Source organism: Streptomyces sp. HUAS 15-9 (assembly GCF_025642155.1).
In the GTDB taxonomy this organism is placed as follows: Bacteria; Actinomycetota; Actinomycetes; order Streptomycetales; family Streptomycetaceae; genus Streptomyces.
Map to the genome: position 1 here is coordinate 4,699,303 of NZ_CP106798.1, position 26,425 is coordinate 4,725,727.

26 protein-coding genes and 1 tRNA gene are annotated in these 26,425 nt (G+C 70.6%); 12 read left to right on the forward strand and 15 right to left on the reverse strand.

Annotated elements, in window-relative coordinates:
* Positions 1 to 207: 207 nt before the first annotated feature.
* Positions 208 to 1,998: a S9 family peptidase gene (locus tag N8I87_RS21735; RefSeq protein WP_263210918.1), complete on the forward strand. Its 1,791-nt coding sequence runs from the start codon at positions 208 to 210 to the stop codon at positions 1,996 to 1,998.
* Between the two features lie 21 nt (positions 1,999 to 2,019).
* Here the strand turns inward: N8I87_RS21735 and N8I87_RS21740 are convergent, their stop codons facing one another.
* Positions 2,020 to 3,954: an NAD-binding protein gene (locus N8I87_RS21740; RefSeq protein WP_263210919.1), complete on the reverse strand. Its 1,935-nt coding sequence runs from the start codon at positions 3,952 to 3,954 to the stop codon at positions 2,020 to 2,022.
* Between the two features lie 172 nt (positions 3,955 to 4,126).
* Between N8I87_RS21740 and N8I87_RS21745 the strand changes: the two genes are divergently transcribed.
* On the forward strand, positions 4,127 to 5,179 hold the full coding sequence (locus N8I87_RS21745; protein ID WP_263210920.1) for a permease: 1,053 nt from the start codon (positions 4,127 to 4,129) through the stop codon (positions 5,177 to 5,179).
* Positions 5,176 to 5,928, forward strand: a complete 753-nt coding sequence (locus N8I87_RS21750) for a TIGR03943 family putative permease subunit (RefSeq protein ID WP_263210921.1) — start codon at positions 5,176 to 5,178, stop codon at positions 5,926 to 5,928. The genes N8I87_RS21745 and N8I87_RS21750 overlap by 4 nt, the downstream gene beginning before the upstream one ends.
* A 17-nt stretch (positions 5,929 to 5,945) precedes the next feature.
* On the opposite strand, the gene N8I87_RS21755 is transcribed toward N8I87_RS21750, so the two are convergent.
* Positions 5,946 to 6,521: a LysE family translocator gene (locus N8I87_RS21755; protein WP_263216584.1), complete on the reverse strand. Its 576-nt coding sequence runs from the start codon at positions 6,519 to 6,521 to the stop codon at positions 5,946 to 5,948.
* 243 nt (positions 6,522 to 6,764) lie between these two features.
* Between N8I87_RS21755 and N8I87_RS21760 the strand changes: the two genes are divergently transcribed.
* Positions 6,765 to 8,102, forward strand: a complete 1,338-nt coding sequence (locus tag N8I87_RS21760) for an aminotransferase-like domain-containing protein (protein ID WP_263216585.1) — start codon at positions 6,765 to 6,767, stop codon at positions 8,100 to 8,102.
* 72 nt (positions 8,103 to 8,174) lie between these two features.
* Here N8I87_RS21760 and N8I87_RS21765 read toward each other — a convergent pair whose 3' ends face one another.
* The 3 genes from N8I87_RS21765 to N8I87_RS21775 form a co-directional block, all read right to left on the reverse strand.
* Positions 8,175 to 8,531 carry a carboxymuconolactone decarboxylase family protein gene (locus N8I87_RS21765; protein ID WP_263210923.1) on the reverse strand — a complete coding sequence of 119 codons (357 nt, stop codon included), beginning with the start codon at positions 8,529 to 8,531 and terminating at the stop codon, positions 8,175 to 8,177.
* A 204-nt stretch (positions 8,532 to 8,735) separates the two neighbouring features.
* Entirely contained in the window at positions 8,736 to 10,082 is a 1,347-nt protein-coding gene (locus N8I87_RS21770; protein ID WP_263210924.1) for a VanZ family protein, read from the reverse strand.
* 84 nt (positions 10,083 to 10,166) lie between these two features.
* On the reverse strand, positions 10,167 to 10,958 hold the full coding sequence (locus N8I87_RS21775) for an amidohydrolase family protein (protein WP_263210925.1): 792 nt from the start codon (positions 10,956 to 10,958) through the stop codon (positions 10,167 to 10,169).
* A 98-nt stretch (positions 10,959 to 11,056) separates the two neighbouring features.
* Here N8I87_RS21775 and N8I87_RS21780 point away from each other — a divergent pair, with 98 nt between their 5' ends.
* Positions 11,057 to 11,437 carry a MerR family transcriptional regulator gene (locus N8I87_RS21780; RefSeq protein WP_263210927.1) on the forward strand — a complete coding sequence of 127 codons (381 nt, stop codon included), beginning with the start codon at positions 11,057 to 11,059 and terminating at the stop codon, positions 11,435 to 11,437.
* Between the two features lie 138 nt (positions 11,438 to 11,575).
* Here the strand turns inward: N8I87_RS21780 and N8I87_RS44420 are convergent, their stop codons facing one another.
* From N8I87_RS44420 to N8I87_RS21800, 5 genes are all read right to left on the reverse strand, one after another.
* On the reverse strand, positions 11,576 to 11,698 hold the full coding sequence (locus tag N8I87_RS44420; RefSeq protein ID WP_411577384.1) for a DUF397 domain-containing protein: 123 nt from the start codon (positions 11,696 to 11,698) through the stop codon (positions 11,576 to 11,578).
* Positions 11,662 to 12,114 carry a hypothetical protein gene (locus N8I87_RS21785; protein WP_263210928.1) on the reverse strand — a complete coding sequence of 151 codons (453 nt, stop codon included), beginning with the start codon at positions 12,112 to 12,114 and terminating at the stop codon, positions 11,662 to 11,664. The genes N8I87_RS44420 and N8I87_RS21785 overlap by 37 nt, the downstream gene beginning before the upstream one ends.
* 297 nt (positions 12,115 to 12,411) lie before the next feature.
* A tRNA-Pro gene (locus tag N8I87_RS21790) sits at positions 12,412 to 12,485 on the reverse strand.
* Positions 12,486 to 12,518: 33 nt separating this feature from the next.
* Positions 12,519 to 13,310, reverse strand: a complete 792-nt coding sequence (locus tag N8I87_RS21795) for a Pr6Pr family membrane protein (protein ID WP_263210930.1) — start codon at positions 13,308 to 13,310, stop codon at positions 12,519 to 12,521.
* Positions 13,311 to 13,428: 118 nt separating this feature from the next.
* Complete coding sequence (locus tag N8I87_RS21800) at positions 13,429 to 14,355, reverse strand: metallophosphoesterase (protein ID WP_263210931.1); 927 nt, start codon at positions 14,353 to 14,355, stop codon at positions 13,429 to 13,431.
* Positions 14,356 to 14,508: 153 nt separating this feature from the next.
* Between N8I87_RS21800 and N8I87_RS21805 the strand changes: the two genes are divergently transcribed.
* Entirely contained in the window at positions 14,509 to 14,976 is a 468-nt protein-coding gene (locus N8I87_RS21805) for a GatB/YqeY domain-containing protein (RefSeq protein ID WP_263210932.1), read from the forward strand.
* A gap of 125 nt (positions 14,977 to 15,101) precedes the next feature.
* Here the strand turns inward: N8I87_RS21805 and N8I87_RS21810 are convergent, their stop codons facing one another.
* Complete coding sequence (locus N8I87_RS21810; protein ID WP_263210933.1) at positions 15,102 to 17,408, reverse strand: transglycosylase domain-containing protein; 2,307 nt, start codon at positions 17,406 to 17,408, stop codon at positions 15,102 to 15,104.
* A 541-nt stretch (positions 17,409 to 17,949) separates the two neighbouring features.
* Between N8I87_RS21810 and wblA the strand changes: the two genes are divergently transcribed.
* The gene (gene wblA, locus N8I87_RS21815; RefSeq protein WP_263216586.1) at positions 17,950 to 18,288 is read left to right on the forward strand and encodes a transcriptional regulator WblA; all 339 of its coding nucleotides are present in this window, start codon (positions 17,950 to 17,952) and stop codon (positions 18,286 to 18,288) included.
* A gap of 276 nt (positions 18,289 to 18,564) precedes the next feature.
* On the opposite strand, the gene bagB is transcribed toward wblA, so the two are convergent.
* Both bagB and bagA read right to left on the reverse strand, forming a co-directional pair.
* The gene (bagB, locus tag N8I87_RS21820) at positions 18,565 to 19,890 is read right to left on the reverse strand and encodes an ATPase BagB (RefSeq protein WP_263210934.1); all 1,326 of its coding nucleotides are present in this window, start codon (positions 19,888 to 19,890) and stop codon (positions 18,565 to 18,567) included.
* Positions 19,887 to 20,864, reverse strand: coding sequence for an ATPase BagA (bagA, locus tag N8I87_RS21825; protein WP_263210936.1), 978 nt, complete (start codon positions 20,862 to 20,864; stop codon positions 19,887 to 19,889). The genes bagB and bagA overlap by 4 nt, the downstream gene beginning before the upstream one ends.
* Before the next feature lie 72 nt (positions 20,865 to 20,936).
* Between bagA and sp36 the strand changes: the two genes are divergently transcribed.
* From sp36 to N8I87_RS21845, 4 genes are all read left to right on the forward strand, one after another.
* The gene (gene sp36 / locus N8I87_RS21830; RefSeq protein WP_263210938.1) at positions 20,937 to 21,098 is read left to right on the forward strand and encodes a Sp36 family protein; all 162 of its coding nucleotides are present in this window, start codon (positions 20,937 to 20,939) and stop codon (positions 21,096 to 21,098) included.
* Positions 21,095 to 21,559 (forward strand): RidA family protein, encoded by a 465-nt coding sequence (locus N8I87_RS21835; protein WP_263210939.1) that lies wholly within the window; start codon positions 21,095 to 21,097, stop codon positions 21,557 to 21,559. The genes sp36 and N8I87_RS21835 overlap by 4 nt, the downstream gene beginning before the upstream one ends.
* Before the next feature lie 56 nt (positions 21,560 to 21,615).
* Positions 21,616 to 22,494 carry an NUDIX hydrolase gene (locus tag N8I87_RS21840; RefSeq protein WP_263210941.1) on the forward strand — a complete coding sequence of 293 codons (879 nt, stop codon included), beginning with the start codon at positions 21,616 to 21,618 and terminating at the stop codon, positions 22,492 to 22,494.
* 166 nt (positions 22,495 to 22,660) lie between these two features.
* On the forward strand, positions 22,661 to 23,494 hold the full coding sequence (locus tag N8I87_RS21845) for an MBL fold metallo-hydrolase (protein WP_263210942.1): 834 nt from the start codon (positions 22,661 to 22,663) through the stop codon (positions 23,492 to 23,494).
* Positions 23,495 to 23,507: 13 nt separating this feature from the next.
* On the opposite strand, the gene N8I87_RS21850 is transcribed toward N8I87_RS21845, so the two are convergent.
* Both N8I87_RS21850 and N8I87_RS21855 read right to left on the reverse strand, forming a co-directional pair.
* A complete protein-coding gene (locus tag N8I87_RS21850; protein ID WP_263210943.1) occupies positions 23,508 to 24,329 on the reverse strand; it encodes a nucleotidyltransferase domain-containing protein in 822 nt (273 codons plus the stop codon).
* Positions 24,330 to 24,488: 159 nt separating this feature from the next.
* Positions 24,489 to 25,163: a Crp/Fnr family transcriptional regulator gene (locus tag N8I87_RS21855; RefSeq protein ID WP_018547939.1), complete on the reverse strand. Its 675-nt coding sequence runs from the start codon at positions 25,161 to 25,163 to the stop codon at positions 24,489 to 24,491.
* Between the two features lie 335 nt (positions 25,164 to 25,498).
* Between N8I87_RS21855 and nth the strand changes: the two genes are divergently transcribed.
* Entirely contained in the window at positions 25,499 to 26,374 is an 876-nt protein-coding gene (nth, locus tag N8I87_RS21860) for an endonuclease III (RefSeq protein WP_263210946.1), read from the forward strand.
* Positions 26,375 to 26,425: the final 51 nt, after the last annotated feature.

Below are 26,425 nucleotides of genomic sequence, written 5' to 3' on the forward strand. Positions count from 1 at the left end.
CGTCCCGTCGATGAGGGTGCCTAAGGGGTGACATGAACGGGACATAGGTACCGGCGGCCGCTGTCGGGCGGAAGAACCGTGACCAAACTTGTTCATACAAGTTGCGGCCTAACTTATTCATACAAGTTCTGTGGCCGGGGCTGAGCCGTCCGTGCCCGCTCCGGACTTCCCCCGTACGACTTGGTGCTGATCGGGTTACATAGAGGCATGAGCGACGCAGCAGCCATGCCCGAGTGGGAGAAGCGGTTCCGGGCACCGCGTGTCTCCCTGCCCGACTGGGCGGAGGACGCCCCCGACCGCTCCCTGTTCGTGTCCAACGCGACAGGGACGTACGAGCTGTACGCCTGGGACCGTGCGACAGGGGCGCAGCGGCAGGTGACGGACCGGCCGAACGGCACCACGGACGGTCTGGTGTCGCCGGACGGTGCGTGGATCTGGTGGTTCGACGACAAGGACGGCGACGAGTTCGGCGTATGGCGCCGGCAGCGGTTCGCGGGCGGCGAGGACGAGCTCGCCACACCGGGCCTGAAGCCCTCCTACCCCGCGGGACTCGCCCTCGCCCCCGACGGCCGCACCGCGGTCGTCGGCCGTTCGACGGACGAGGAGGGCACCACGATCCACGTCTCCCGCGACGGCGAGGTACCTGTCGAGCTCTACCGCCACCGCGAGTCCGCGTACGTCGGCGGCCTCTCCCACGACGGCACACTGCTCGCGATCGAGCACACGGAGCACGGCGACGCGATGCACTCCGCGCTGCGCGTCCTGCGCCAGGACGGCACACAGGTCGCCGAACTCGACGACACCAAGGGCGGCGCGGAGGAACTGGGCCTGGAGGTGCTGGGCTTCGCGCCGGTCGACGGCGACACCCGGCTGCTCATCGGACACCAGCGCCGCGGCCGCTGGGAGCCGCTGGTGTGGGACGTGGCGACGGGCGAGGAGACCGACCTGGCGCTGGACCTGCCGGGCGATGTGGGCGCGGAGTGGTATCCGGACGGCTCCTCCCTGCTGATCGCCCACGGCTTCGAGGCCCGCAGCGAACTGTTCCGCTACGACCTGGCCACGCGCGAGCTGACGAGCATCCCGACCCCGACCGGCTCGGTCTCCGGCGCGACGGCCCGCCCCGACGGCAGCGTGGAGTTCCTGTGGTCCTCGGCCGCCGAGCCGCCGGCGGTCCGCTCGACGACCGGCAAGGTGGTCCTGGACCCGCCCGGGATGAAGTGCCCCGGTTCGGTGCCGGTGGAGGACGTGTGGGTCGAGGGCCCCGGCGGCCGCATCCACGCGCTGATCCAGAAGCCCGCCGGGGCCACCCGCCCGCTGCCGACGGTCTTCGACCTGCACGGCGGCCCGACCTGGCACGACAGCGACTCCTTCGCCGCGGGCCCGGCCGCCTGGGTGGACCACGGCTATGCGGTGGTGCGCATCAACTACCGCGGCTCGACGGGCTACGGCAGGGCCTGGACGGACGCGCTCCGACACCGGGTCGGCCTGATCGAGCTGGAGGACGTGGCGGCGGTCCGCGACTGGGCGGTGTCCTCGGGCCTGGCCGACCCCGGCCGGCTGATCCTCACGGGCGCCTCCTGGGGCGGCTACCTCACCCTCCTCGGGCTCGGCACCCAGCCGGACGCCTGGACCCTGGGCATCGCGGTCGTCCCGGTCGGGGACTACGTCACGGCGTACCACGACGAGATGGAGACCCTGAAGGCGATGGATCGCACCCTGCTCGGCGGCACCCCCGAGGAGGTCCCGGAGCGCTACGAGGCGTCCTCCCCCCTCACCTACGTCGACCAGGTCAAGGTCCCCGTCTACATCTCGGCCGGCGTCAACGATCCGCGCTGCCCCATCCGTCAGGTGGAGAACTACGTCGACCGCCTTGCGGCGCGGGGTGCCACCCATGAGGTGTACCGCTATGACGCGGGGCACGGGTCGCTGGTGGTGGAGGAGCGGATCAAGCAGGTGGGACTGGAGATCGACTTCGCGAGGCGGCACCTGATCGAGTAGGCCGCGGGGTTGCTGTTCGGCCTATCGAGACGGGTTGGCGGGTGGGAAAACGGGGTCCAGGGGCGGAGCCCCTGGCGGGGTCGGGGGCGGAGCGCCAGGTCGGCCGAGCAGCTCCGCCAGCCCCCTCCGAGTGGCGGCAAGCACCACCCGCTCCCCGGCACGCAGCACATGGTCGGCCGACAGCGACTGCCGTCCCTCCAGCGTCAGCACCCGCCAGGCACCGGCCCGGAACGCCCCGGCCACCGTCCGCCCCTCCAACTGGGGGTGCCCCTCGACGTCCACCGCGGCGAAGAGCAGTACCCGGCGCTCGACGGGGATCGCCCCCAGGATCTGCCGGCCGAGCATCGCCCCGGCGAAGGCGGGCGCGGCCAGATGCGTCACGCTCCGGCTCCGGGTCAGCGCGCGCGGATGCGCTGCCCGGAGGGTGCGGTACACGGCGGTCGCGAAGTCGTCGTCGTACAGGCGCAGGACCACCCGTAGATCCGGTCGCACGGACCGCCCGTACAGCACGGCCTCCAGATTCGTCGTGTCCGCGCTGGTCACGGCGAGCAGCGCATGCGCCCGATGGATCTTGGCGGCCTCCAGGACCCCCTCCTGGGTCACGTCCCCGAGCACCACCGGCACCCGCAGCCGCCGTGCGGTGGCAAGTCCGCGGGCCTCGGGGTCGGCCTCGACGCACACCACGGGGATGTGCAGCTCCCGCAGCCGCGTCAGCACCCGTGTGCCGATCTTGCCCAGCCCGAGCAGCACCACATGTCCGCCGAGGCCCCGCGGGGGCTTGCGCAGGGCGGACGCGGTCCGGAAGGTGCCGAGCGCCTCCAGCACCGCGGCCAGCAGCACCGGCAGCAGCAGTAACCCGACCAGCCCGGACAGGAGTTGCAGGATCTGCCGCCCGAGGGACGCCCCGATGGCCGGGTCGTCGATGGCGAAGAGGTCCAGAAGCGTCAGATAGAAGGCCTGCAGCGGATGGATGCCCGTCACCAGCCACAGGGCCACGGCCAGCGCCATCACACACCCCACGAGCCCGGCCAGCGACCACCGCAGCCGCCGGGAGAACAGCGAGGCGAACGGCGGTACGACCCCGGCGCGCCCCGCGGACAACGGCGGTCCGGCGGCGTACGACACCTGCTCCAGTACGACCGTCCCGCGCCCGTCGGCCTCCCGTACCTCCGCCTCGTCGGGCAGCAGCCGCGGTCCGCGCTCCCCGCTGCCCTCGGCGCCGTCCGCGCCGGCCGGATCGCTGCTGGTCGCCGACAGCAGCGCCAGTGTGCACAGCCCGGGGTCGGCGATCTGCCCGGGACGGGCCGGCGGCCGTTCCACCGCGCGCAGCAGCAGCCCGTCCGTCTGTACGACCTTGGTGGTGCCGGCCACCGCGGTCGCCGCCAGCGCGGGCGCGGCGGTGTCGGCGTCGGACAGCACGGTCGTCGAGGCGTCGCTCCCCGGCTCGCCGCTCTCGCCGTTCCCGGCCGCCAACGCGGCGGACTGGTCGAGGAGTTCCTCAATGTGCTGGCCCAACCGCCGGTTGTAGAGCCTGAGGACGAGCCGCAGGCGTGGGTTGAGGCGGCGGGCGGTGAGGGCGGCGCGGATGTTCGTCTCGTCGTCGTCGTACACGAGCGCCAGCGCGGTGGCCCGCTCCACGCCGGCCTCGGCGAGCACGGCTTCGGTCGGCTCGGTGGCCTCCAACAGCCGCTCACCACGGGCGGTTTCACCGGTGCCGGTGCCGGTGCCGGTGCCGGTGCTGCCCGCGCCGCCGTTGCCGCTGGTCGCGGTGCGTCCCACGGCCGCGTTCACCACCCGGTCCAGCAGCGCTGCCGAGGCCGCCCGGGCCCGCCCGACGACCGGCGGCCGTGCCGTGCGCACGTTCGGCGGTACGACGAGCGTCACCTGCTCGCCGTACACTCCGCGCAGTTCGGCGGACAGCCGGTGCGCGAGCCCGTCGTCGCCGCACACCACCATCCGGGCCGGCGCACCACCATGGCCACCCTGATACGGAACGCTCCCCACAAGGGCAAAGAGTGCCCCAACGGGACGGATGGTTCCAGCAACGGGCTGAACGCGCGTGCCGGGACCGCCGTACCGAAGGGGAGGCAGAACAGCGAAGCGCCCGTACGCCGGAGGTACCCGACCCGTGGCCATCACCGAAGAAGCCCCGCTCGGGCCTGTCGCTCGCGACGCGGCGCCGCCCGGTACCGGGTCCGACCAGCGGCCTGACCGTCGGCCGGACAAGGAGGGCTGGCACCTCAACTCCCCGCTCGCCCTGACGATGTTGATGCTGCTGGTGGTGGTGGCGCAGGGGCCGATCCGCGGTGCGCTGTCCACGCCGGTGATGCAGAGCTGGATGACGGTGTTCGTCGCGGTGGTCGTCCAGGCCCTGCCGTTCCTGGCCCTCGGGGTGCTGTTGTCCGCCGCGATCGCCGTCTTCGTACCGCCGTCGTTCTTCGCCCGCGCCCTGCCCGCCAGGCCCGGCCTGGCCGTACCGGTCGCCGGGGTGGCGGGCGCGGTGCTGCCGGGCTGCGAGTGCGCGTCGGTGCCGGTGGCCGGGGCGCTGGTCCGCCGGGGTGTGACCCCCGCGGCGGCGATCGCGTTCCTCCTCTCCGCCCCGGCGATCAACCCGATCGTGCTGACGGCGACGGCCGTCGCCTTCCCCCGGAACCCGGAGATGGTGCTGGGCCGTTTCGTCGCCAGCCTGCTGGTCGCGTGCGTGATGGGCTGGCTGTGGCAGCGCCTCGGGCGCACCGACTGGCTGCGCCTGCCGTCGCACGCCTCGCACGAGGGGCAGAGCAGGGGCGAGGCGTTCTGGGGGTCCGTCCGGCACGACATGATGCACGCCGGCGGCTTTCTGGTGCTCGGCGCGATGGCCGCGGCGACGCTGAAGGCGATGGCCCCGGCCGACTGGCTGCGTACGGCCGCCGACAACCCGGTGTTCTCCGTCCTCGCCCTGGCCGTCCTGGCCGTGGTGCTGTCGATCTGCTCGGAGGCGGACGCGTTCGTGGCGGCGTCGCTGACCCAGTTCTCGCTGACGGCGAAGCTGGCGTTCCTGGTCGTCGGCCCGATGATCGACCTGAAGCTGTTCGCGATGCAGGCGGGTACCTTCGGCCGTGGCTTCGCCCTGCGGTTCGCCCCCGCCACCTTCGTCCTCGCCGTCGTGGGCGCGGTCGTGACCGGGGCGGTGCTGCTGTGAACCGCCAGGCACAGGCGGCGGTCCTGTTCCTGACCGGTGCGGCCCTGCTGCACGCGGGCTTCACCGACCTCTATCTGCGCTATGTCAAGGCGGGCCTGCGCCCGCTGTTGCTGGCGGCCGGCGTCGTACTGATCGTGACGGCGCTGGCGACGGCCTGGTACGAGTGGAAGAACGCGCGGCGGAGGAAGGGGGCCGGCGCCGATGGTGCCGCCGCCGGTGAAGAGGGCCACGGTCACGTTCACCGGGAGCCCCGTATCTCCTGGCTCCTCGTCCTCCCGCTCTTCGCCCTCATCCTGGTCGCGCCGCCGGCCCTGGGCTCGTACAGCGCGATGCGCACCGGTACGGCCCTGCAACAGCCGTACGGCTACATGAAGTTGCCGACGGGCGACCCCGTGCCGGTCAATCTGGTCGACTACGCGGGCCGCGCGGTCTACGACCACGGCCGTTCCCTGGGCGGCCGCAGCGTCCGGATCACCGGCTTCGTCGCCGTGGACCGCGCGGGCACGCCCTACCTCGTCCGCATGGCCCTCAACTGCTGTGCCGCGGACGCCCAGCCGGTGAAGATCGGCCTGACCGGGAAGATCCCGCCGGTCCTCCAGCCGGACGCCTGGCTGGAGGTGACGGGCACGTACACCACGAAGCAGACCCGGGACCCGGTCAACAACGGCCCGATCCCGTTCCTGCGGCTCACCGGGTCCAGGCCGGTGCCGACGCCGCACGACCCGTACGACGAGACCTGGAACAACTGAGTGGGTTGCTGCGGCGGCTAGTTGATGGCCAGTGACACGGCGAGGGCGCCGAGCACCGTACCCATCAGACAGCGCTGCACCCGGAGCCAGGAGGGGCGGCGGGCGAGGAAGGCCGCGATCGTGCCCGCCGCCAGCACGATCGTGAGGTTGACCGCGATGCTGACCAGGATCTGGGCCGAGCCGAGGACGAGGCCCTGGAGCAGCACATGGCCCCGGTCCAGATCGATGAACTGAGGGATCAGCGACAGGTACATGATGGCGACTTTGGGATTGAGCAGGTTCGTCATCAGGCCCATCGTGAACAGCCGGCGTGGCGGGTCGTGCGGCACGTCCTGCGGGGTGAACACGGAGATGCCGCCCGGCTTCAGGGCGCTCCAGGCCAGGAAGCCGAGGTAGGCGGCGCCCGCCAGTTTCACCGTGAGATACAGCTCGGGTACGGCGACGAAGACGACCGCCAGGCCCAGGTTCGCGGCGAGCAGGTACACCAGGAAGCCGAGGGCCACACCGCCGAGGGAGATGATCCCGGCGCGTCTGCCCTGGGTGATGCTGCGGGAGACGAGATAGATCATGTTCGGGCCGGGGGTGAGCACCATGCCGAGCCCCACCGCGGTCACGCCGAGGATCCCGCTCGGATCAACGACGACTGGATCAACGACGACTCGATCAACAATGGCCAGATCGACCATGAAAGCGCCCCCTGCCTCGCACCGACACCGGTCGGCATCGGATTGCCTCGGAGCATATTGCAGTGCAATAACTCAGTGCAATGAGAATATTGCTCTCAGTGCAATTCTGTGGTGGGATGAGGGACGCTGTCGGCCGAGGGGGAGAGCATGGTGCGGGACTATCAGAGCGTCGCGGACGCGGTGGCCGAGGAGATCAGGTCGGGCGGGCTCCGCCCCGGTGACCGTCTGCCCCCGCAGCGCGAGTTCGCGCGGCGGCACGGCATCGCCAACTCCACGGCCACACGCGTCTACCAGGAACTGGCCCGCCGGGGACTGACGGCGGGCGAGGTGGGACGGGGCACGTTCGTCCGCGCGGCTTCCCCGGCCGCCGCCCCCGCACTCACCGAACCGGCCACCACCCGCGTCGACCTGGAGCTCAACTACCCGGTGGTCCCTGAGCAGAGCGCACTCCTGGCCGAGGGCCTGGCCGGACTCCTCCGCCCCGACGCCCTGGCCCAAGCTCTGCGCCCCGCGGGCGCCGCCGCCCTCCCGGCGGTACAGGACTCCGCCGCCGACATCCTCGCCGCGGGCGGCTGGCGCCCCGACCCGGCGCGGATCCTGTTCGCGGGCAACGGACGGCAGGCCATCGCGGCCGTCATCGCCGCCTTGGTGCCGCCGGGCGCGCGACTGGGAGTCGAGGAACTGACGTACCCGGTCCTCAGGGCGATCGCGGCCCGGCTGGGCATCACGCTCGTCCCCCTGCCCATGGACGGCGAGGGACTGATCCCGGACGCCGTCGATGAGGCCCACGCCGCCGCCCCCCTGCACGCGGTCTACGTACAGCCCAGACTGCACAACCCGCTCTCGCTGACCATGCCCACGGCCCGCGCCGAGCGCCTGGCCGAGGTCCTGCGCAAGCTAGGCATCCCCGCGGTGGAGGACGCCATCTGGTCCTTCCTCCACAACGAACGGCCACCCCTGGCCGCCCACGCACCCGAGCACACGATCCTGATCGACAGCCTGAGCAAGCGCGTCGCGCCAGGCCTGACGCTGGGTTTCGTGGTGGCGCCCGCAGCCCTGTCGGCCGGCATCAGCACCGCCCTGCGCGCGTCCGGCTCGGCACCGATGAGATTCGCCCTGGAGGCAGCCCACCGCTGGCAGCAGGACGGCACGGTGGCCGTGCTGGCCGAGGCCAAGCGGCGGGACGCGGTGGTACGGCAGGAGATCGCGGCCCGGCACCTGGACGGTTTCGCGGTGCAGAGCGATCCGCGCTCCTACCACTGCTGGTGGCGGCTGCCCCACCCCTGGCGCGCGGACACCTTCGTCGCGGCTGCCGCCCGCCACGGCATCGGCGTGGTTCCGGCGGCCGCCTTCACCGTCGGCGACAACCACGCGCCGAACGCCGTCCGGCTGGGCCTGGCCACGCCCCGGCCGGACGCCCTTTCCCAGGCACTCGCCACCCTCGCCGAACTGGCGCGGTCCGCACCGGAGGACCTCGTCACGGACTGAGACGCGAAGGGGGCGAGGACAAGGCCTGCCTTCTCAGGCCTTGTCCTCGGGCCTTCTCGGGTTCAGGCCTTCTCAGGACGAGCCACGGCTCTTCCCCTCGGCCTGGGCGATCGACTCGGCCTCGGCCTCCGCGATGGCGATGGCGAACCCGAACGCCTCGGCGATGTGCCCCGCGGCCGACATGACCCGCGCCGTGCCCACGACGGGGGCGATCGCGACGAGTACGTCCTGCACCTGCTCGGACGTCAGGTTGGCCTCCATCGCGGCGCCCGCGTGAGCGAGGTAGCTGACCGGCGGCGCATCCATCGCCACGAGCGCGGCGATACGCGTGAGGATCAGCGAGCCTTCATCCATTCCGCAACGCTCGATCGAGTCGACCGTCATGGCGGCGATCGTGTCCAGAACCGGAGTGTCCGACGTCGTGGCCATCTCCGCACCACCTTCCCATTCCCGCACGGAGCCGACCGGTGCCCCCATACGTCGGCGACTTGCCCTTCAACGGTAGGAGGGGGGTGGGGTGTGCGCATTTTGGGCCGTGGGCAGGGACGCACGAAAGAACACACGGAGGCCGCCGCCCCCGTCCACGCAGAAGCCTGCGACCTCGCTTCAGACGGCTCAGTCGGCTCACTCGGCTCAGTCGTCGTAGACCTCGCCGGTACCGGCGTCGACCGACGTCTGCGACGGTTCACAGACGACGATCTCGTCGGGCTTGCACCGTGTGTCGGTGACGCTCACCGACCACACCACTCGCCAGGGGCCCTGCCAGCCCTTGGCCCGCTCGGCTTTCAGCACGTCCGCGCGGATCCGGAGCGCACGGAGATTGACGCCGCTCTTCCCCCGATCCTTCCTGACGATCCTCTCGGCCCGGTCGGCCGAGATCAGCCCGGCGGGGATCCTCACGTGCTCGGGGCCGAAGTCGACCAGCAACCGGGAGACGCGTCCGGCGCGGTTGATCTGCACGTCGAGGCTGCGCGGCATCTCCACGCCACGTTCCTTGAACCGCCACGACATGAGCCATCCCGACTTGGCCTTGTCGCCGACCGGTCGGGTCTCGTGCCAGGTGGCCGCCTCGGCCCACGGGTAGTGGGCCTTCATGTAGGTACGGGCGATGAGGTAGGCGCCCTGGGCGTCATCGGGCGTGGCCGAGCCCGGGACGGGGAAGCTCGCCCGGGTCGGAAGGTCGGAATCCTCGAAGCCGACGCTCAGTTGGCGGCCGCCCGGCCACATCAGCTGGGCGGGGAACCCACCCGCCATCTGGATGGACATCCAGCCGTTGTAGCCGTCGAGACCGGGGCTGACACGAAGCGCGCCGACCTGGTAGTGGTCACCGAAGGCCTCGCGGATGACACGCTCGGCGACTTGGCGCTCGTCGTCGTTCGCGTCCCGCACGGAAGAGCCGTCCACGTGGTAGGCGGTGATCGCGGTCTGGAAGACGGTCAGCCCCGCCACGGCGAGCGCTCCGGCCGCGATCAGCGTGGGCTTGGCCCAGGAACGCCACGCGACACGGCCCCGCACCAGCGCGAGCCCACCGGCCACGCCGAGCACGCCGCCGCCTGCGTTCATCTCCACATCGGCGCTGTCACAGATCCCGCTCACGAACGGCGCCAGGGCCTGGCCGAGTTCGATGACGCAGGGCAGCGCGAGGACGCCGGCCAGTACGGGAAGCGGACGGCGCAGTGCCAGCGCACCGAACAGACCGAGCGGCACGAACATCGCCAGGTTCCACAGGCCCTGCGTGGTGTGCAGCGGCTCGGTGATCTCATGGTTGATCACACACTCGGCCCGCCCCGACTCACCGCCCCGTAGTGCGAGGGTGACGCCGAGGACGCCGGTCAGGCAGAACGCCAGCGGCAACCACCAGAAGGAATGGGCTACTTGACGCCGACGGGCGACGGCCCACGCGCTCAGTCCTACGACGAAGGCGACAACGGTGAGCCCGATGAGGAACCCCGTTTCATCGCCGAAGACAGCGGCAAACACAATCAGTCACTCCCCCGTGAGCCGCCACCGACCTTTACGGTGACGCACGCTCCGACAGCCTGGTCAGGGCCTCGGACCTCATGATCACGTCACGATACCGAGAAGCCGGGCCGCTGTTCCTCCCAGCACCTGGTCGCGTACCTCACCTGGGCGGGTGACGCGCTCGACAGTGGCACGGGCGAGTGCCGGGTCACCGTATGGGGCGTCCGAGCCGAACAGGGTGCGGTCCGGTATCTCCCGGACGGCCAGCCGAACGGCGAAGATCACGTTGGCCGTGGACAGTTCCAGGAACATGCTGGGCGTGTCCCGGACCAACTCGATGGCGTCCATCCAGTTCAGGCCCCCGAGTTGGCCGATCACCACAGGCACGGACGGATACGCGGCTGCCAGTCGGGCCAGGGTTCGCAGGTCTTCGGCCGTGGTGGGCGCGAACCCGTGGACCACTACGGGCAGTTGGCTGTGGTCCGCGGCTGCCCGCAGCACGGGCTCCACCAGGTCCGCCCGGCCGGGTGGCGGCGTCAGTTCCCCGATTCCCCGCAGGCCACGACCGACCACGTCCCGGTCGATCAGCTCAGCGATCCGATGCGGGGCCAGGTCGAGCGGCACGCTCCTGAATCCGATGAAGCGATCCGGGTAGGCCTCCAGCGCAGCGTCCAGTTCCTGCCATGCGGTCCGGTACCCCTCGATCCCATTGGCCCGGCCGCCGACCGCCTCGCCCAGTGCGGCCATCTCGCGCCGCAGCGACTCAAGGTCGGTCGCACGTTCCGGGTGAGGCCGGGTGCCGAAGAGAACCGCCCGGTCCACCCCGGCGCCGTCCAGCAGCATGATGTGCTCCTCGACCGGGTCGTGGACATGGCTGTGCGCGTCAATGATCATCTTCTGTCCCCATGTGAAAGCGGACGGCCAGGAATACGGCCGACCGGGTCAGCGTTGCGCCCTGACACCGTTGGAAGGTCAAGCCGAAGGAGGAGCGCGTGCTGATCGGGGAGTTGTCACGCCGTACCGGAGTCAGTGAACGCCTGCTGCGCTACTACGAGCGCGTCGAGCTCATACGGTCGGACCGACGTGCCAACGGATATCGCGAATACGCCGACGACACCGTGGAGACCGTTCGGCAGATACGCGGACTGCTCGCCGCCGGCCTTCCCACACGGATCATCCGCCAGGTCCTCCCATGCGCCGCCGACGGCCTTGCCCTGCGTCCTTGCCCCGGCGTCCTCGAACGCCTGCGGGCCCAGTTGAATGCCCTGGACCGCCGTGCGGCCGACCTGGCCGCGGCTCGCGATCTGCTGCGCGAGACGATCGCCACGACAGAAGGCGCAGCAACCCCGGAACAGCCACCCGCGCGACCGTGAGGTGCCGGCCGCGACCATCTTCGTAGCGACCACGGGCGACACATGGACGCAGGCCCGGAGAGAATCGTATGCCTTTGCCGTACATCTTTGCTGAAGCAGTGGGGAGTTGACCTGATCACCGCCTCGGCCGAGGCGGCGTCAGTTCCGACGCTCCCGGTTCACCCCGGTGAGGGCACCCTGCCTGATGGCGCCGATCAGTGACGTCCAGGCGGCAGCCCGGAAAACTATCGAGCGCCCGCCCGGATCCTTCGAGTCACGTATGGGCGCTTGCCCGGGCGGGGTGCGTCGGCCGTGTGCTCCCTCTCCGTGGCCGCGTGCGCGGCGGTGGCGAGTGCGTGCGCGGCGGCGAAGTCACCGCTGTCGTGGCTCTGGTCCCGCAGTCGGCGGACGATGGCCAGTGCCTCGTGGGCTGCCGGGCTCTTGGTCCCGTCGGCGCGGCGAAGCAGTGCGGTGGCATGGGGCAGGAAGAGACGGAGGGTCTGTGCGTCGACGTAGCGGCCTTCGGTGTCCGGAGCCGGGACGAGGAGCAGGGTCAGGAGTGTGGTTGCCGCGGTGAGGACGGCGTCGCGCTGGTCGAGTGGGGTGCGGGCGAACACGGTGTCGAGGAGCAGCGCGTGCGCCTGCACGCTGCGGACGGCGGGACGGCCCGCGTCGCCGGGGACCTCCACGAGCGCCACCAGGCTCTGGGTGAGCAGCCCGTGGAGGGCTTGATCCGCTCGGTCCCGGGGCAGAGGCGGCTGGGCGTCGGACAGCTCGGTGGCACTCGGCTGCTCCGGCGCGAGGATGCCGACAGGCAGCGGCTCGGGGGCGTAGCAGGCCAGCAGCCGCAGGAGCGTGGCGGCCTCGGGAAGCCCTTGGCCGCCGTAGGCGCGCGGGAATCACCCGGGAATCGATAGTCACGCAGTTAGACACGCAGCAATGCCAGAGGGTCCATACCGATTCGGTATGGACCCTCTGGCATTGCTATTCAGCTGTCGGGGTGGCGGGATTTGAACCCACGACCTCTTCGTCCCGAACGAAGCGCGCTGCCAAGCTGCGCTACACCCCGATGTCGCTGCTTGTCGCGGCGACGTCGTTTACTTTAGCCCACCGGTGGCCGGAGACGAAATCCGGTTTTGGCGCGGCGGCGGACGGGGTTCGGGCGGGCGTGGTCGACGGCGGTCAGGAGGACGGCGAGGCCGTAGGAGGCGAGGCCGAGGAGGAGGGCGTTGGCGAGGGCGCCGCGGTAGCCGTGCTGGTCGACGTTCAGGAAGGGATAGAGGTAGCGGTCGGGGGTGCCGGGGAGCAGGAGTTCCCCGCGGGCGAGGGAGAAGAGCAGGTAGGCCAGGGGGTAGACGAGCCAGGTCGTGGCCTGGCGCAGGTGCAGGCGGCCGGGGGCCGTGAGCAGGAGCCAGTCCAGTACCGCCGCGGCCGGGGCCGCTTTGTGGAGGAGCTGGGCGGCGAGCCACTCGCCGTGCCAGGGCGCCGGTGGCGTCGTCGCGCCCGTCATGGAGAACGGGGGCGTCGTGTGGGCCAGCAGCAGGTGGTAGGCGAGGGCCGAGATCACTGCGTAGAGGAGCACGGCGCCCGTCACGGCGGACGGTATGGGGCGGCGGGCCGACCACGCGCGGCGGGCCGAGATCAGGAACACCAGCGCCAGTAGGACATTGGCCTGGACGCTGAAGTAGCTCATCGCCCGGGTCGGGCTGCCCAGGAGGAGCTCCAGGGTTACGCCCGTGGCCGCCGCCAGGGCCGTAAGGAGGCGGAATACCGCGGCCAGGGGGCGGGGGAAGGGGGGTACCACCGCCGTGGCCGGTACATGCGAGGGCAGCAGTCTGGGCTTGCGCGGGACCGCGGGGAGGTCCGGGATGTCCCTGGGTATCGGGGCGGTCATGCCCTCACGCTAGGCAAAGCGTATAAAAGGGGCGATATGGGCGGGGCCGGGTGGGTTACTGGTTACGGACTACGGACTACGGACTACGGACTACGGACTGCTCCCGGCCCCCGGCCGACTACTCCCGGCCCACCAGCGTCAGCAGCGTCGCCTCCGGTGGGCAGGCGAACCGTACCGGCGTGTAGCGGTTCGTACCGCAGCCCGCCGACACGTGGAGGTACGACGTGCGGCCCTCCGCCGTGTGCGTGGACAGGCCCTTCACGCGGTCCGTGTCCAGGTCGCAGTTGGTGACCAGGGCGCCGTAGAAGGGGATGCAGAGCTGGCCGCCGTGGGTGTGGCCGGCCAGGACCAGGGGGTAGTCGTCCGCCGTGAACGAGTCCAGCACTCGCAGGTACGGCGCGTGCACCACGCCCATCGAGAAGTCGGACATACCCGAGGGACCGCCGGCCACCTGCAGATAGCGGTCGCGCTTGATGTGCGGGTCGTCCAGGCCCGTCAGCTCCACCGAGACGCCCTCGACCTTCAGCACACCCCGCGTGTTGGTCAGGTTCAGCCAGCCCGCCGCGTCGAAGCCGTCGCGGAGGTCCTCCCAGGGGTTGTGGATCGCGCCCACGACCGGCGGGTTGCCGTTGAGGCCGTGGTGGCCGCTGGCCTTCTCCAGCAGGTAGCGGGCCGGGTTGCGGAGGCTGGGGCCGTAGTAGTCGTTGGAGCCGAAGACGTACGCGCCCGGGAACTCCATCAGGGGGCCGAGGGCGTCCAGGACCTCGGGGACGCCCTCCTGGTCCGACAGGTTGTCGCCGGTGTTGATCACGAAGTCCGGTCGCAGGCCCGCCAGCGAGCGCAGCCAGCGCTGCTTCTTGCGCTGACCGCTCACCATGTGGATGTCGGAGACCTGGAGGATGCGCATCGGGCGCATGCCCGCGGGCAGGACCGGGACGGTCACCCGTCGGAGCCGGAAGGAGCGGGCCTCGAACCCCGCCGCATACAACACACCGGCGGCGCCGACCGCCGCGATTCCCAGGGGTACTCCGTATCGAGCGCGCATACAACCATCGTGTCAGACCGCACGGTGGCCCAGGGACCGCCTGTCGCCCAAGCCCCCGTCCGATTCGGCGGCGGGGGCGGTTCTCGTGACGCCGACCGGGTCCCGGCTAAATCGGCAGGCGTCCGGCCTTCCGTACCTGCGACAATCGACGCCATGACCACCACGCTCAAGTCGAAGCTGCACGACGACCTCAACGCCGCGATCAAGGAGCGCGACGAGCTCCGCTCCTCGACGCTGCGGCTGACGCTCGCCGCGATCACCAAGGAGGAGGTCGCGGGCAAGGAGAAGCGCGAGCTCTCCGACGACGAGGTCCTCAAGGTGATCACCAAGGAGGCCAAGAAGCGCCGGGAGGCGGCCGACGCCTTCGCCCAGGGTGGTCGTCCCGAGCAGGCCGAGCGGGAGAAGGCGGAGGGCGAGGTCCTCGCCGCGTACCTGCCCAAGCAGCTGTCCGACGGGGAGCTGGAGCGGATCGTCGCCCAGGCCGTCGAGGAGGCGAAGGCCGCGGGCGCCGAGGGGCCGCGGGCCATGGGTGCCGTCATGAAGATCGTGAACCCCAAGGTGGCCGGCCAGGCCGAGGGCGGCCGTGTCGCCGCCGCGGTCAAGAAGTTGCTGCAGGGCTGAAGCCGGGCATACGGCATACGGCACGGCAACGGGACCGCACCGTGGGCTTCTGCCCGGGTGCGGTCCCGCTGTGTGGGTTCCGTTGTGTCGGTCCCGTTCTGTCTGCGAATCCGACGGCGTCGGCCTCAGCCGTGCGTCCCGCCGGTCTTCCTTCCCCCGTTGCTCTGCCCCTGGATGAAGTTGCCCGGGAGGGAGAGGGTGGGCGCCGGGAGCGGGCCGCCGTTCGTGCCGCCGTTGGCCGTGCCCGCCGTCGTACCGCCGTCCGTCAGGCCGCCGATGATCCCGCCGATGAAGCCGCCGTTGTCGCCACCGTGGCCACGGCCGTGCCCATGGCCGTCTCCGTTGTCGTCGCCGTTGTCGTTGCTGTCCGGGATGTCGACGAGGTTGAAGGACTCGGCCGGCTTGCCCTGGAGGGCGCCGGTCATGGCGTCCTTCCAGATCGGGCCGGGGACCTCGCCGCCGTAGACGAGGGGGCGGTAGACGCCGCCGATGGTGATGTTGACCATCTTCACGTTCTGCCGGGCGCTGCCGACCCAGACGGCGCCGGCCATGTTGGGCGTGTAGCCGACGAACCAGGCGTTCTTGCGCTCGTCCGTCGTACCCGTCTTGCCGGCGCTCTCGCGGTCGGTGAGGCCGGCCTGCTGACCCGTGCCGGAGTCGACCACGCCGCGCAGCAGCGTGTTGACCGTGTCGGCGGTGTTCTCGCTCATCGCGCGCGAGCAGGTCGACTTCGGCACCGGGAGGGACTTCTGCTCGTTGCCGGCCTTCTGGGTGATCGACTCGATGGCGATCGGCGTGCAGTACATGCCGCGGGCGGCGAAGGTGGCGTACGCGTTGGCCATCGTCAGCGGGGAGATGCCCTTGGAACCGAGCGCGATGGCCGGCGCCTCGGGGAGCTTCTTGCCGTCGCCCTGCACCACGTGCAGCGCGTCGGTCATCTTCACCACCGGGCACAGACCGATGTCGGAGATGAGTTGCACGAAGTAGGTGTTGACCGACTTCGCCATCGCCTCCTTCATGGCGTACGGGCCCTTCTCCGACTCGCTCTCGTTCTCGACGGTGTAGTTGCTGTCGTTGACCCACTGCTTGCCGTTGCACGCCTGCACCGGGCTCGGATAGGGCATCTTGTACGGCGACGGGTACTCCTGGGTCGCCGGCTTGCCGCCCTCTATGGCGGCCGCGGCCACGAAGGGCTTGAAGGTCGAACCGGTCGGGAAGCCGAAGTTGGAGCCGCCCATGTCACGGTCGACCGAGTAGTTGTACTCGGTCTCGTTCTTGCCGTAGCCGTACGGCTTCGACTGGCCCATGGCCAGGATCTTGCCGGTGCCGGGCTCGACCAGGGTGGCGGCCGCGGCCACCTTGTCCGACTTCTCGACGTGCTGCTTGAGCGAGGCCTGGACCGATGCCTGGGACTGCGGGTCGAGGGTCGTACGGATCGTCAGACCGCCGCGGTTCCAGATCTTGGCCCGGGCCTCCTTGGTCTTGCCGAAGACCGGGTCGTTGAGGAAGACGTGTTCCACGTACTTGCAGAAGAAGCCGGCACCCTTGCTCGCGGTGATGCAGCCGTTCTTGGGCTGGCTGACGTGCAGCCCGAGCGGCTTCTCCTTGGCCGCGTCGGCCTCCTGCTGGGAGATGTCGCCGACCTCGGCCATGCGCTGCAGGACGGTGTTGCGGCGCTTGGTGGCCTCCGCCTCGTCGTTCACCGGGTCGTAGCGGCTGGGCGACTGGACGATGCCGGCCAGCAGCGCGGCCTGCTGAAGGCTGAGGTCCTTGGCGTGCTTGGAGAAGTAGCGCTGGGAGGCCGCCTCGACGCCGTAGGCCTGCTCGCCGAAGAAGGTGATGTTGAGGTAGTTCTCGAGGATCTTCTTCTTGCCGAGCTTTTCCTCGATCTGGATCGCGTACTTCAGCTCGCGGATCTTGCGGCCCAGGGTCTGCTGGGTGGCCTGCGCGACCTTCGTCGGGTCGTCGCCGGCCTCCTCGATGAAGTAGTTCTTCACCAGCTGCTGGGTGAGCGTGGAGGCACCCTGGGCGACCCCGCCGCTCTGCGCGTTCTTGTTCAGCGCGCGCAGGACGCCCTTCAGGTCGATCGCGCCGTGCTGGTAGAAGCGGGAGTCCTCGATCGCGACGATCGCCTTCTGCATGTACGGCGAGATGTCCTTGAGGTCCACCACTGTGCGGTCACGGGAGTAGACGGTCGCGATCTGGTGGCCCGCGGCGTCCAGGATGGTGGTCCGCTGGCTGAGCTGTGGGCTCTTCAGATTGGCCGGGATCTCGTCGAAGCCCTGGACCGAGCCCTTGGCCGCGAGCCCGAGCGCTCCGGCAGCGGGCAGCGCGATGCCGGCCATCACGGCTCCCGCGAGGACACTGACACCGAGGAACTTGGCGGCCTGCTGCGTTGCCGAGAGGCCACCACCCGAGCGCTTCTTTGGCATGAGGGCAGCCTAATCCGTAGAGATGAGCGATCCGGTGGAGCGGGTGTCTGTCGGGATGTTCGAGTGCCGGATCGTGACATGGGTGACATTCGCGACATCCCGGGCCGACGGCCCGCGCCGGGCCGTGGACAGCGTGCGGCGCCTACGTTCTCATTCGCCGGACACGCGTATATGCCTTGGCCTAAGCTGCTCTCAACTGTCACAGCAGTGCGGCCACGTATCAATACGTCCGGCGACCCCGAATCGTTCCGGAGGTAGCCCAAATTTTTTATGGGCGGCGTGTCCGAATCCGCCTTGTGTGTCAACCGACGTCCGTTGTGACGTACCACAGCTGTCCCGGTTTGCCGGGATGATCACGCATGTCGCCAGCTCACTCCCGCGGGTGATCTGCCGTTAACCCATAGTCCGTTCGGGCCATTCAAGATTGGGCCCGAAGGGGGTGTTGCGCTGTGCCCACCTTCCGTAACGTCCTCAACTGGCGGCGGTGAATATGCCGCTGCCGCCGTGGGGGAGCCTCGATTCGGGAGAGGACGGCGCCGGTATGGGCTGGGTAACCGACTGGAGTGCGCAGGCTGCCTGCCGCACTACCGATCCGGATGAACTGTTCGTTCAGGGAGCAGCGCAGAACAGGGCCAAGGCGGTGTGCACCGGATGCCCGGTACGCACCGAATGTCTGGCCGATGCGCTGGACAACCGCGTCGAGTTCGGCGTGTGGGGAGGCATGACGGAGCGGGAGCGCCGCGCATTGCTGCGCAGGCGGCCCACCGTGACATCGTGGCGCAGGCTCCTGGAGACCGCGCGCTTGGAGTACGAACGCGGGGCCGGGATCGTGCCTCTCGACAGCGATGAGGTGTACGAGAACTACGCGGCGGTGAGCTGAGGGCCTCCCCTCGGGTCTACACCCAGGGCACCTCGGGCCATGCCGGGCACGCGTCATGGGAAGCGGTGTGTGTGGTATGTCCGGTTATGTGGCATAGGTTGCATGTGGCGTGTGTCGTATGTCATGGGAAGCGGCTACGGCATGCCTCATGCGGCACGCGCCCAGGTCCAGGGGTCGTCGCGTGTGCGCTCGGGGCAGGGCCCGCCATCTGCTCGACCGGTGCGGCTCGGGCGTGCCTATAGGGCTCCAAGGCTCAGGCCTCCAGCGCTCCAAGGCCTAGGACAGCTCCGTCCGTCCGGCCGCAAGCCGTTCCCCGATGTTCCGCAGTCCCGTGAGGTCATGGACATCGCCGGGCAGTGCGGCCACCTCCACCACCGCCACCTCGGGGTGGAGCGCGGTGAAGCGGTCGCGGGTGCGCTGCTCGCGGGAGAGCAGCCGCATGCGCTCGGCGTGCAGCTTCAGCAGGCCTGCGGTGAGCTGGTCGACTGTGCGCTCCGGGTCCGTGACGGCGGGGGAGCCTTCGGCGGGAGCCGGCGCTTCGACAGCGGGAGAGTCTGAACTGCCGTACGTGTCGGGAGAGTTACGAAGTCCAGCTTTCCCGCCCCCCTGATCCACAATGCGGGGCTCTTCAAGATTTTCCGCGGCGGCGAGCGCACGTTCGGCCGACAGGCGGTCGGCGCCGCTGCCGTGGACGCGGTTGAGCACCAGTCCGACCAGCGGCATGTCCTCCGCGGCCAGCCGCTCCACGAAGTACGCCGCCTCGCGCAGCGCGTCCCGCTCCGGGGCCGCCACCACGAGGAACGCCGTGCCGGGCGCTTGCAGCAGCTTGTACGTCGCGTCCGCGCGGGTACGGAACCCGCCGAAGGTCGTGTCCATCGCGGCCACGAACGTCTGGACGTCCTTCAGCAGCTGACCGCCCAGCAGTTTGCCCAGCGTGCCGGTCATTATCGACATGCCGACGTTGAGGAAGGCCATCCCCGCGCGTCCGCCCAGTTTCGCCGGGGCCGTCAGCAGCCGGATCAGCCGCCCGTCCAGGAAGGACCCGAGCCGCTTGGGCGCGTCGAGGAAGTCCAGCGCCGACCGGGAGGGCGGCGTGTCGACCACGATCAGGTCCCATTCGTCCCTGGCCCGCAGCTGCCCCAGCTTCTCCATCGCCATGTACTCCTGCGTGCCCGCGAAGCCCGCCGAGAGCGACTGGTAGAAGGGGTTGGCCAGGATCGCGGCCGCCCGCTCGGGGTCCGCGTGCGCCTCGACGACCTCGTCGAAGGTGCGCTTCATGTCGAGCATCATGGCGTGCAGTTCGCCGTCGCCGTCGGTGCCCTTGACCCGGCGCGGGACGTTGTCCAGCGAGTCGATGCCCATGGACTGGGCGAGCCGCCGGGCCGGGTCGATGGTGAGGACGACCACCTTCCGGCCGCGCTCGGCGGCCCGCAGCCCGAGAGCCGCCGCGGTCGTCGTCTTGCCGACACCGCCCGAGCCGCAGCACACCACGATCCGGGTCTTCGGGTCGTCGAGCAGCGGGTCGACATCGAGCACGCGCGCGGGGGAGAGGCGGTGGCGGCCGGTGTCCTGCGCCTGGGCCGGGTCCGGGTCCGGACTCATGACATCCCCTGCTTCCGCAGCTCGGTGGCGAGTTCGTACAGGCCCGCCAGGTCCATGCCCTCGGCGAGCAGCGGCAGTTCGTGCAGCGGCAGGTCCAGCTCGCCGAGGACGGCGCGCTGCTCGTGCTCCAGCGCGTACCGCTCGGCGTACTCGGCGGCCTGGTCCAGCAGCGGGTCCACCAGCTGTTCGGCCTTGCCGCCGCGGCGTGCCCCGCCCAGCCCGGCGGCGGACAGCGCCTGTGCTACGGCGGTGCGCGGCACGGTCCGTACGAGTTCCAGGTCGGCCTCGTCCAGCACCTCGGGCCGCACCATGTTCACGATGACCCGGCCCACCGGCAGCCGCGCGGCCCGCAGTTCGGCGATCCCGTCCGCGGTCTCCTGGACCGGCATCTCCTCCAGGAGCGTGACCAGGTGCACCGCGGTCTCGGGTGACTTCAGCACCCGCATCACGGCCTGTGCCTGATTGTGTATCGGGCCGATCTTCGCGAGTCCCGCGACCTCGTCGTTGACGTTGAGGAATCGGGTGACGCGCCCGGTCGGCGGGGCGTCCATGACGACGTAGTCGTATACGAAATGCCCGCTCTTGTCCTTGCGTCGCACCGCCTCGCACGCCTTGCCCGTCAGGAGTACGTCCCTCAGGCCGGGCGCGACGGTGGTCGCGAAGTCGATGGCGCCGAGCTTCTTCAGGGCCCGGCCCGCCCCGCCCAGTTTGTAGAACATCTGGAGGTAGTCCAGAAGGGCCAGTTCGGGGTCGATGGCCAGTGCGTACACCTCCCCGCCCCCGGGAACCACGGCGATTTTTCGTTCCTCGTAGGGCAACGCCTCTGTTTCGAAGAGCTGTGCGATGCCCTGCCGACCCTCGACCTCCACGAGAAGCGCCCGCTTCCCCTCGGTCGCGAGGGCCAGCGCGAGGGCAGCGGCGACCGTCGTCTTTCCGGTCCCGCCCTTGCCGCTGACGACCTGGAGCCTGCTCACGTATTCGAGACTAACCAGTCCGCGGACGGGCCACGCGGGAGGCTGTGGATAACAGGGGCTACAGTCGGCCACATGACCAAGTGGGAATACGCAACCGTGCCGCTGCTCGTCCATGCCACGAAGCAGATTCTGGACACCTGGGGCGAGGACGGCTGGGAGCTCGTCCAGGTCGTGCCCGGCCCGAACAACCCCGAGCAGCTCGTGGCCTACCTGAAGCGGGCGAAGCAGTCGTGAGCGCCGTCGAGGCCAAGCTGGCCGAACTCGGTCTTGTCCTGCCGGAGGTCGTGCCGCCGCTGGCCGCCTACCAGCCGGCCGTGCAATCGGGCGTGTACGTCTACACCTCCGGACAGCTGCCGATGGTCGACGGCAAGCTTCCGGTCACCGGCAAGGTGGGCGCTGAGGTCACCGCGGAAGAGGCCAAGGACCTGGCCCGCACCTGCGCGCTGAACGCCCTGGCCGCCGTGAAGTCCGTCGCCGGTGACCTGGACCGCGTCGCGCGCGTGGTGAAGGTCGTCGGCTTCGTCGCCTCGGCCTCCGACTTCACCGGGCAGCCCGGCGTCGTCAACGGCGCGAGCGAGCTGCTGGGTGCCGTCCTCGGCGACAAGGGCGTCCACGCGCGCAGCGCGGTCGGCGTCGCCGTGCTGCCGCTGGACGCGCCGGTGGAGGTGGAGATCCAGGTCGAGCTGGTGCCGTAAGGCGCTGCTCACTGGCCCCTCTCGAACATTCGCGCACATCGGGATAGCCTCCGCCCATGGCTAATGGGCAGTGGTATCCCCCGGAGTGGCCGGATCGTATCCGTGCGCTGACGGAAGGCACCCTCACCCCGGTGTCCCCGAAGCGCGCGGCGACGGTGATGCTCCTGAAGGACACCACTGCCGGTCCGGCCGTCCACATGCTGCGCAGACGCGCCTCCATGGCCTTCGCCGGAGGCGCGTACGCGTACCCCGGCGGCGGCGTCGACCCGCGGGACGACGACCACCAGATCCGCTGGGCGGGCCCCACGCGCGCGTGGTGGGCCGAGCGGCTCGGCGTCGACGAGCGCGGCGCCCAGGCCGTCGTCTGCGCGGCCGTCCGGGAGACCTACGAGGAGGCGGGCGTCCTGCTCGCCGGGCCCGACCCCGACTCGGTGGTCGGCGACACCACGGGCGAGGACTGGGAGGCGGACCGCGCCGCCCTGGTCGCCCGCGACCTGTCCTTCGCCGAGTTCCTGGACTCCCGCGGACTGGTCCTGCGCTCCGACCTGCTGGGCGCCTGGACCCGCTGGATCACCCCCGAGTTCGAGTCCCGCCGCTATGACACCTGGTTCTTCGTGGCCGTCCTCCCGGAGGGCCAGCGCACCCGGAACGCGTCCACGGAGGCCGACCGCACGGTGTGGATCCGCCCTCAGGAGGCGTCGGACTCCTACGACAAGGGCGAGCTGACGATGATGCCGCCCACCATCGCGACCCTGCGCCAACTGGCCCCGCACGCCACCGCCGCCGAGACGCTCGCCGCCGCTCCCGCGCGCGACATGACTCCCGTCCTGGCCCGCGCCCGCCTGGTGGACGGCGAGATCGTCCTGTCCTGGCCGGGCCACGACGAGTTCACCAAGCACATCCCGAACCTTCCGGCAGGAGGAGGCCCCGCATGACGGACGGCGCGGCTCCGCCCTGCCGGTCCGGGGGTGGAGAATCGATTCCCCACGTATTTCTCGCAGCTTCCCGCGTATCCCCCGCGGAGCTGCGCGAGCCGCTGATCGTCGCGTCGGCCGCCGGCCGGCGCGGCACACGGACGGCGGCGCCGGAAGGAGCTTCCGCATGACGGACGCCGCAGCCCTCCCCGGCCAGCCCCGTGGCGGAGTCCTCTCCGGTCCCGCCACCGAGCGGGCCGTCAACGTCCTGGCGCCCAACGCCTCCGCGATGACCCTGGACGGCACCAACACCTGGATCGTCGCGGAGCCCGGCTCCGACCTGGCCGTCGTCGTCGACCCCGGCCCGCTGGACGAGGACCACCTCCGCGCTGTCGTGGACACGGCCGAGAAGGCCGGCAGACGCATCGCCCTCACCCTGCTCACCCACGGCCACCCCGATCACGCGGAGGGCGCCGCCCGCTTCGCATCGCTGACCCGCACGAAGGTGCGCGCGCTGGACCCGGCGCTGCGGCTGGGCGACGAGGGGCTGGCCGCCGGGGACGTGGTCAGGGTCGGCGGCCTGGAGCTGCGGGTCGTACCGACGCCCGGCCACACCGCGGACTCCCTGTGCTTCCACATTCCGGCCGACCGTGCGGTGCTGACCGGTGACACGATCCTCGGCCGCGGTACGACGGTCGTGGCGCACCCCGACGGCCGTCTGGGCGACTATCTGGACTCCCTGAGGCGTCTGAGGTCGCTCACGGTGGACGACGGCGTCCATACGGTCCTGCCAGGCCACGGCCCCGTCCTGGAGGACGCCCAGGGCGCCGTCGAGTTCTACCTCGCCCACCGCGCCCACCGCCTCGCCCAGGTGGAGACGGCCGTCGAGGACGGCTACCGCACCGCCTCCGAGGTCGTCACCCACGTCTACGCCGACGTGGACCGCTCACTGTGGCCGGCGGCGGAGCTGTCGGTGCGGGCGCAGATGGACTACCTCCAGGAACACGGGCTGATCCCGTAGCGGCGGGGAACCGTCAGGCGGGCCTGGGTGTCTTCACCCCGTGCACGCGCGCGTACTCCTCGGCGAGCCACGGCCCGAGGTCGTCGACGTACGACCGCAGGATGACGGGATCGCCGACCGGTTCGTACCCGTACTCGGCCGCTGTGCGCATCTGCGCCGCCCGGTGCGGGTAGTACGCGCCGAAGACCTCGGCCATCTCTCTCAGGTCGCTCGTCCAGCCGTTCCAGCGGGGCATGACGAGGGTGAACCCGGTGCGCACGAGGTGCCGGGACATGAAGCGTACGAGGGGCCGCCGGGCCTTCTCCGAGTCGTCGGCGCCGGCGATCCGCTCGCGCCAGCGGGGGAGGAGGAGAGCGAGGTCGCCGTTGGTCTCGCGGGCGAGCAGTGAGTCGGGCCGGTAGCGCGGAAGGTACTCGGCGAGGTCCTCCCCGAGGAGGGGAGTGCACAGGCAGGCCACGAACCACCCCAGGTCGTAGCGCTCCGGCTCGCTCAGCAGCCGCTCCCGGCCGAACAGCAGCGTCCCCACCCCGTCGATCTGCCCGAACTCCTTGTCGAGCGCGTCGCCGAGCACACGGACGGCCTCCCGGTCCGCCTCCGTCGGCTCCTCCCGCAGCGCGACCAGCAGATCGAGATCGCTGCGTCCCACGCGCGCGGTGCCGCGTGGGATCGACCCGTAGAGGTACGCGCTGTGCAGCCGTGCGCCGAAGACTTCGAGCAGCCGGTCCCGGGCGGCGGCGACGACGGGGCGGAAGTCGTGCGGGACGAGGGCGAGGGAGCCCTCGCGCTCGATGCAGCCCCGGGAGTCGAGGCCTTGGAAAGCGGCGGTTTTGGCCATGGGCTCACTGTGCCCCCGGGGGAGCGGCAGGGCAGCTCATTTACCGCCTGACGGCGACGTTCAGAACCCGGCGGCGACGAGAACGGGGCGCCGCCCCCGAAGAGACGGCACCCCGTAGTCGTAAGGAAGGGACCCGAGCCGTAAGGAACGGACTCGGCGTCAGCGCGACCGCTTGGCGAGGCGCTCGACGTCCAGCAGGATCACGGCCCGCGCCTCCAGGCGGAGCCACCCGCGCTGGGCGAAGTCCGCCAGCGCCTTGTTCACGGTCTCGCGGGACGCGCCGACCAGTTGGGCCAGCTCCTCCTGCGTCAGGTCGTGGACGACGTGGATGCCCTCCTCGGACTGCACGCCGAAGCGGCGCGAGAGGTCCAGCAGGGCGCGGGCCACACGGCCGGGCACGTCGGAGAAGACCAGGTCGGACATGGCGTCGTTGGTCTTACGCAGACGGCGCGCGACGGCGCGCAGCAGGGCGGTGGCCACCTCGGGGCGGGCGTTCAGCCAGGGCTGCAGGTCGCCGTGGCCGAGACCGAGCAGCTTGACCTCGGTCAGCGCGGTGGCGGTCGCCGTGCGCGGGCCGGGGTCGAACAGCGACAGCTCACCGATCAGCTCGCCGGGGCCGACGACGGCGAGCATGTTCTCGCGGCCGTCGGGCGAGGTGCGGTGGAGCTTGACCTTGCCCTCGGTGACGACGTAGAGCCGGTCGCCCGGGTCGCCCTCGTGGAACAGGGAGTCTCCACGTGCGAGGGTCACCTCACTCATGGAGGCGCGCAGCTCCGCGGACTGCTCGTCATCGAGCGCCGCGAAGAGCGGGTTGCGCCGCAGAACGTCGTCCACGAGTTCTCTCCTTGTCGACCTGCTCAGGGGATCTTGCTCCCCCTTGGTACCAGGGGACCGTGTTCCCCATTTTGCCGGACGGTCCAAACAGTGTGATCTGTCACAAGGATGCCGCACAGGTGTCCCGAGGTAAGCGGCAGGGGTCCAATTGGGCGCTGATCTTCTGGGTCCGGGGCGGATGTCGGTGCCGGGCTTTAGGCTGGCCGGGTGTCCAAATCGCCGGTAGAGCACAGGCCAAGGGGGCTGCGCGGGTGGTTGTACGTCGCGATTCCGCTGTGGGCGAACAGAACCCGGGCGGCGGTAGGAAAACCGTAAAAACTGCCAAAACGGCAGCGGTGAAGAAGACGCCGACGAAGAAGGCGCCCGCGAAAGCGACGCCGGTGAAGGCCGCGCCCGCGACGCCGGCGAAGGTGACGCCCGCGAAGAAGATTCCGGCCGACGAGTCGCGCACCGCCCTGGTCCGGCGCGCCCGCCGCATCAACCGCGAGCTCGCGGAGGTGTACCCCTACGCCCACCCCGAGCTCGACTTCGAGAACCCCTTCGAGCTCCTGGTCGCAACGGTGCTCTCCGCGCAGACCACGGACCTCAGGGTCAACCAGACGACCCCGGCGCTGTTCGCCAAGTACCCCACCCCCGAGGACCTGGCCGCCGCCAACCCGGAGGAGGTGGAGGAGATCCTCCGCCCCACCGGCTTCTTCCGGGCCAAGACCAAGTCGGTCATAGGGCTGTCCAAGGCCCTGGTCGACCACTTCGGCGGTGAGGTCCCGGGCAGGCTGGAGGACCTCGTCAAGCTCCCTGGCGTCGGCCGCAAGACCGCGTTCGTCGTGCTCGGCAACGCCTTCGGGCGGCCCGGCATCACCGTGGACACGCACTTCCAGCGGCTCGTGCGGCGCTGGAAGTGGACCGACGAGACCGACCCCGACAAGATCGAGGCCGTCGTCGGCTCGCTGTTCCCGAAGAGCGAGTGGACGGATCTCTCGCACCATGTGATCTGGCACGGCCGACGCATCTGCCACGCCCGCAAGCCCGCCTGCGGCGCCTGCCCCATCGCCCCGCTCTGCCCGGCGTACGGCGAGGGCGAGACCGACCCGGACAAGGCCCGCAAGCTGCTGAAGTACGAGAAGGGCGGCTTCCCGGGCCAGCGCCTCAAGCCCCCGCAGTCCTATCTCGACGCGGGCGGCCGACCGGCGCCGCCGCTGGGGGCCGCATGACGGAACGATCGAGGTGCCGTCGGGCGTTGGACACGGAAGAACGGGGGTGGT

Excerpts from the sequence above, each read along its gene's own strand:
- N8I87_RS21740 (WP_263210919.1), bottom strand. The coding sequence starts at position 3,954 with ATGGTGGTGTGCGGCGACGACGGGCTCGCGCACCGGCTGTCCGCCGAA.
- N8I87_RS21775 (WP_263210925.1), bottom strand. The coding sequence starts at position 10,958 with ATGATCATTGACGCGCACAGCCATGTCCACGACCCGGTCGAGGAGCAC.
- N8I87_RS21805 (WP_263210932.1), top strand. The coding sequence starts at position 14,509 with ATGACCACCACGCTCAAGTCGAAGCTGCACGACGACCTCAACGCCGCG.
- N8I87_RS21755 (WP_263216584.1), bottom strand. The coding sequence starts at position 6,521 with ATGGTGCTCACCCCCGGCCCGAACATGATCTATCTCGTCTCCCGCAGC.
- N8I87_RS21810 (WP_263210933.1), bottom strand. The coding sequence starts at position 17,408 with ATGCCAAAGAAGCGCTCGGGTGGTGGCCTCTCGGCAACGCAGCAGGCC.
- N8I87_RS21840 (WP_263210941.1), top strand. The coding sequence starts at position 21,616 with ATGGCTAATGGGCAGTGGTATCCCCCGGAGTGGCCGGATCGTATCCGT.
- N8I87_RS21735 (WP_263210918.1), top strand. The coding sequence starts at position 208 with ATGAGCGACGCAGCAGCCATGCCCGAGTGGGAGAAGCGGTTCCGGGCA.
- N8I87_RS21800 (WP_263210931.1), bottom strand. The coding sequence starts at position 14,355 with ATGCGCGCTCGATACGGAGTACCCCTGGGAATCGCGGCGGTCGGCGCC.
- N8I87_RS21795 (WP_263210930.1), bottom strand. The coding sequence starts at position 13,310 with ATGACCGCCCCGATACCCAGGGACATCCCGGACCTCCCCGCGGTCCCG.
- N8I87_RS21850 (WP_263210943.1), bottom strand. The coding sequence starts at position 24,329 with ATGGCCAAAACCGCCGCTTTCCAAGGCCTCGACTCCCGGGGCTGCATC.
- N8I87_RS21845 (WP_263210942.1), top strand. The coding sequence starts at position 22,661 with ATGACGGACGCCGCAGCCCTCCCCGGCCAGCCCCGTGGCGGAGTCCTC.
- sp36 (WP_263210938.1), top strand. The coding sequence starts at position 20,937 with ATGACCAAGTGGGAATACGCAACCGTGCCGCTGCTCGTCCATGCCACG.
- N8I87_RS21765 (WP_263210923.1), bottom strand. The coding sequence starts at position 8,531 with ATGGCCACGACGTCGGACACTCCGGTTCTGGACACGATCGCCGCCATG.
- wblA (WP_263216586.1), top strand. The coding sequence starts at position 17,950 with ATGGGCTGGGTAACCGACTGGAGTGCGCAGGCTGCCTGCCGCACTACC.
- bagB (WP_263210934.1), bottom strand. The coding sequence starts at position 19,890 with ATGAGTCCGGACCCGGACCCGGCCCAGGCGCAGGACACCGGCCGCCAC.